This is a genomic window from Brevibacillus sp. SKDU10, from assembly GCF_001645205.1.
Taxonomy (GTDB): domain Bacteria; phylum Bacillota; class Bacilli; order Brevibacillales; family Brevibacillaceae; genus Brevibacillus_B; species Brevibacillus_B halotolerans.
The window spans coordinates 1-3,452 of record NZ_LSSO01000084.1 but is presented as its reverse complement, the minus strand read 5'-3'; the positions used below and the strand labels follow the sequence as shown (position 1 = coordinate 3,452).

4 protein-coding genes and 1 pseudogene are annotated in these 3,452 nt (G+C 32.9%); all 5 read right to left on the bottom strand.

Features of this window, described 5'->3' with window-relative positions; translation table 11 throughout:
• Positions 1–590: 590 nt before the first annotated feature.
• Positions 591–797: a hypothetical protein gene (locus AYJ08_RS05410; protein WP_031413827.1), complete on the bottom strand. Its 207-nt coding sequence runs from the start codon at positions 795–797 to the stop codon at positions 591–593.
• A gap of 22 nt (positions 798–819) precedes the next feature.
• Positions 820–1,461, bottom strand: a complete 642-nt coding sequence (locus AYJ08_RS05405) for a hypothetical protein (protein WP_064016877.1) — start codon at positions 1,459–1,461, stop codon at positions 820–822.
• A 115-nt stretch (positions 1,462–1,576) separates the two neighbouring features.
• Positions 1,577–1,746 (bottom strand): annotated as a pseudogene (locus tag AYJ08_RS24330) (Spo0E family sporulation regulatory protein-aspartic acid phosphatase).
• Positions 1,747–2,037: 291 nt separating this feature from the next.
• On the bottom strand, positions 2,038–2,178 hold the full coding sequence (locus AYJ08_RS23860) for a hypothetical protein (RefSeq protein WP_197490591.1): 141 nt from the start codon (positions 2,176–2,178) through the stop codon (positions 2,038–2,040).
• A gap of 14 nt (positions 2,179–2,192) precedes the next feature.
• Positions 2,193–3,452: helix-turn-helix domain-containing protein (locus AYJ08_RS05400; RefSeq protein ID WP_231929012.1), on the bottom strand; the 1,260-nt coding region annotated here is incomplete at its 5' end.

Genomic DNA, 3,452 nt, shown 5'->3' with positions numbered 1-3,452 from the left:
TAGCTTGATTTATAAAAAAATCCCGTCTCACCTGTTGCAGTGATCTGGGATGCATGTAAACTCACAGTCCAAGTAAAGATTTTATTTTGCTTGATATAAAATAAACAAATCAATTCTGCTAATGCTACTGAAGCAAAGTTTATTAGTAAAGATTTACTTCTCATTGTTTCACCCACTTAAAGCTCCTCAACAAACCTCAATATTATGGTTACATTAACTACCACAAAAAAGATATTCCCAACTACTCCAGTATTGTAAATCCTTATAAGTAATTCAGAACTACCAAATGAAAATCCATCAAAAACAAAGAAATTAGTAAAGCCATTCAAATCAATAAAGTAAAAAGATGTCAAAATTCCAACTAGGTTTACAGTAAGGAATCTAAAATATGATGAAGATACTGGTTATGTATTTATTTTGTAAGATTAGGTTTGAAAAATAACAAAAGAAATAGACCTCCCTTGAGTCTGGAAACTGTGGGGAGTGTCTATTTTCAGTCAACCTGTGAGTCGCCCCTTGAGGGAGATTCTATTGGATCTAAAAGACATTTCCAAGGCAAATCATAGCTCATTGCCCTTAATTCATAATGTTCATTTTTGTTTAATAAATAAGCAAACAATTCCTATAACTAAGACAATAATTACAGGAAATATCGTGCCCATTTCTAAATATTTAGTCCAGTCAGGGTGGTAACTACCAATCATTTTGTCAACATACATGGTTAACTTTGCCATTCCTAATACTAGTGAGAGTCCAATAAGCCCTAATGAAGTTATAATTAATCCTGTTGTCTTCATATGCACCCTCCAAAGTGTGCTATTAATGGGTTTGTTCAGAAACTTTTACATACGCTCCATCAACGTATTCAAAAATTTCGGTAAAGTAAGGTTTTTCCTCTTCTGGTGTAAGTGATGCATTTGTTTTATAATAATCTAGTTTAATTTCGGGCTTAATTGCCTCGTCTGCATAACCCTTTGCATATTTATTTTGAGGATATGTATTTCCTAAATCATAGAAATACTGTTGTTGATCTATAAGCGTGCGTAGATAAGTTTTTCTGTAACTAGCTTTAACATATTCTCCTTTAGCAAGCGGTCTTGATGCCTTCTGTACTGTTAGTTGTACCTCGTCCCCTATTTCATATCCAACAGTAGCTGATATAATATCATTCCCAACTTGAATTGACCCACTTACTGAGTGAGAATAAGAAGTAGAAATAGAAAACGAATCCACCTCTCCTGCACCTTTTGCTGGATAGCCGATATAGTCCACTATCCAATCACCTTTTGTCACTTTACCAAGATTCTCAGTACCGATTATTTTCCAGTAATAATACGTGGCATTAGATTGTGCTTTTGGAAGTTTTTCATGACTTTGTGATTGAGTCGGCTCATTCGCAGATACAACTCCTGTAGCTATCAAAGAAAGAGTAAACATTACAGGCAATACTTTTTTAAACATTTAAAAACCTCCATTTACATTATATTACAACACAAAAAATGGTATTACAAGAAACAAAAGGTCACGAAATGCACATACTTTTTTAGCCTAACAAAAATGTTTTTCTTGAACTTATTTACTGTATTTTTTGAAGTGCAGCAATGTACTCGTCTAGTTGCTGTCTCATTTGAAGTACAGCTGGATGTAAAAATGAGCCTTCTCTAAAAATACCTGTTCTAATTCTTGACGGAGGATTTCAATGAGCTTCTGTAAATCATCTTTGGATTTGAAATTTTCTGTTTTCATATTCTGTATGTGAGTGTTAAAATGAACTTGAGTAATATTTTTTGTTGCTCAAGGTGTGGGGCGTTCCGATGGTGTGCAAACTAATGGGAACGCCCCTTTTAGTTGTTAAGTCATATAATTTGAAGATGACACCTCCCTCCTTCCCCCTGTGTATCATTTTACCATATGTACTATAAATTACCTTCCGATATTAAATATGTAGAACGCACTTAAAATTTCGACAAAAAATAAATTATTGTTCATAAAAAAGAACGCTGGATTAACAGCGCCCTTGAAGAAGAAATAATTGATTTAATATCCCGGATCAACTACATACGGAGTACTTTTTAATGCGATGACATTTAGAGTGTCTTCTGTTTTGTTTAAAGGCAATAAATCCGCAACAACAATTAATGATAAGAATAATACCGTCACAGTTAGCATCTTTTTCATTCCACATTCCTCCTTTAATTACAATTTATGTTCGTAATATTATTATACACTTCATCTAATTGTTTTATATATTCCAAATCAAACGACATTGACTTTTTGGAAAAATGTGAGAAAACATCTTTCATGCATATTAACATTTCTTGATATGCGCTCACCTTCCCAAAAGAATTTAAACTCGACAGATAGCATTCTTTTCCTTCTTCAGGGAATCCAGTTTCCATCATAAAATTTCCTTTGTATCGATAAAATATCCCCATAGATATGTACTGAAATGGTGTTTGAGGATTGCTAATTATACATTCTTCTTCTAGGGTCAGCAATTCTGCAATGGAGTTTATGTCTCTCGTTTGAAAATATACATCAAATAGTTCATTCGCCGCATGTATTTTAAGCTCTTTACTAGCCTCGTCTAAACACTCTTTTAACATTGAAATAGCTACATCATATTCCTTCTTTTTAGCTTTTACAATGCCACGTGTGATTTTGGTAGCATCGGAAACGAAATTATATTCAAAGTTTTCGAAAATATACAAATAATGTTCAACTTCATCATATTTCCCTAATAATAAAAGAGAATTAATCATTGCTAAATAGGCTCTAGCCTTTAATTCACTGCTAGATTTGTCTTCAATAAGACCTGCTTTAGCTAGTTCAATGCTTTCATGGTATTTCTTAATGGCAAATGCTTGAAGTGCCATACGGAAATAAAAGATTGCTTTTTCTTCTTCAGTCAAGAATCCTTTATAATGTATAATTTCTTGCCCAAGTGAAAAACTATCCTCCATTTTTTTCAGATCTTTTCTTTCAATAAGATATTTTTGTAACAAACCCTTTACTATATATTTTGGCTCCCCACGCATTCTAGCGTACTCAATAATAACACTATATAGCTTTAATTTAACCTCATTCCTTATTGTATTACCTGCAAGATCATACAATCGTTCTAATGATGTATATGTATCTTCTTGGGAATTCTCAAGAATTTTTTTTGCTAATTTAGCTATTAAAAACAAATTTTTCATTTCTATTGCTTCTGATAATAGGCTATCCAAGAATTCAATTCTGTGCTCAACATCAATATAGCGTTCCATGATCTCTTCATAAGGGATTTCTAAAACATCTGCAATTGGTTTTAATGTTCGAAGCTCTGGACGTTTTGTTTCATCGTTTTCAATCTTCGATAAAACCCCTTTGCTAATCCCTGTTACTCTTCCTAATTCCGATAAGCTAATTCCCAAACCTACTCTTTTTTCCTTTATCAGTTCCCCCAATGT

Coding starts and splice junctions, on each gene's coding strand:
- AYJ08_RS05410 (WP_031413827.1), bottom strand. CDS start 797: ATGAAGACAACAGGATTAATTATAACTTCATTAGGGCTTATTGGACTC.
- AYJ08_RS05405 (WP_064016877.1), bottom strand. CDS start 1,461: ATGTTTAAAAAAGTATTGCCTGTAATGTTTACTCTTTCTTTGATAGCT.
- AYJ08_RS23860 (WP_197490591.1), bottom strand. CDS start 2,178: ATGAAAAAGATGCTAACTGTGACGGTATTATTCTTATCATTAATTGTT.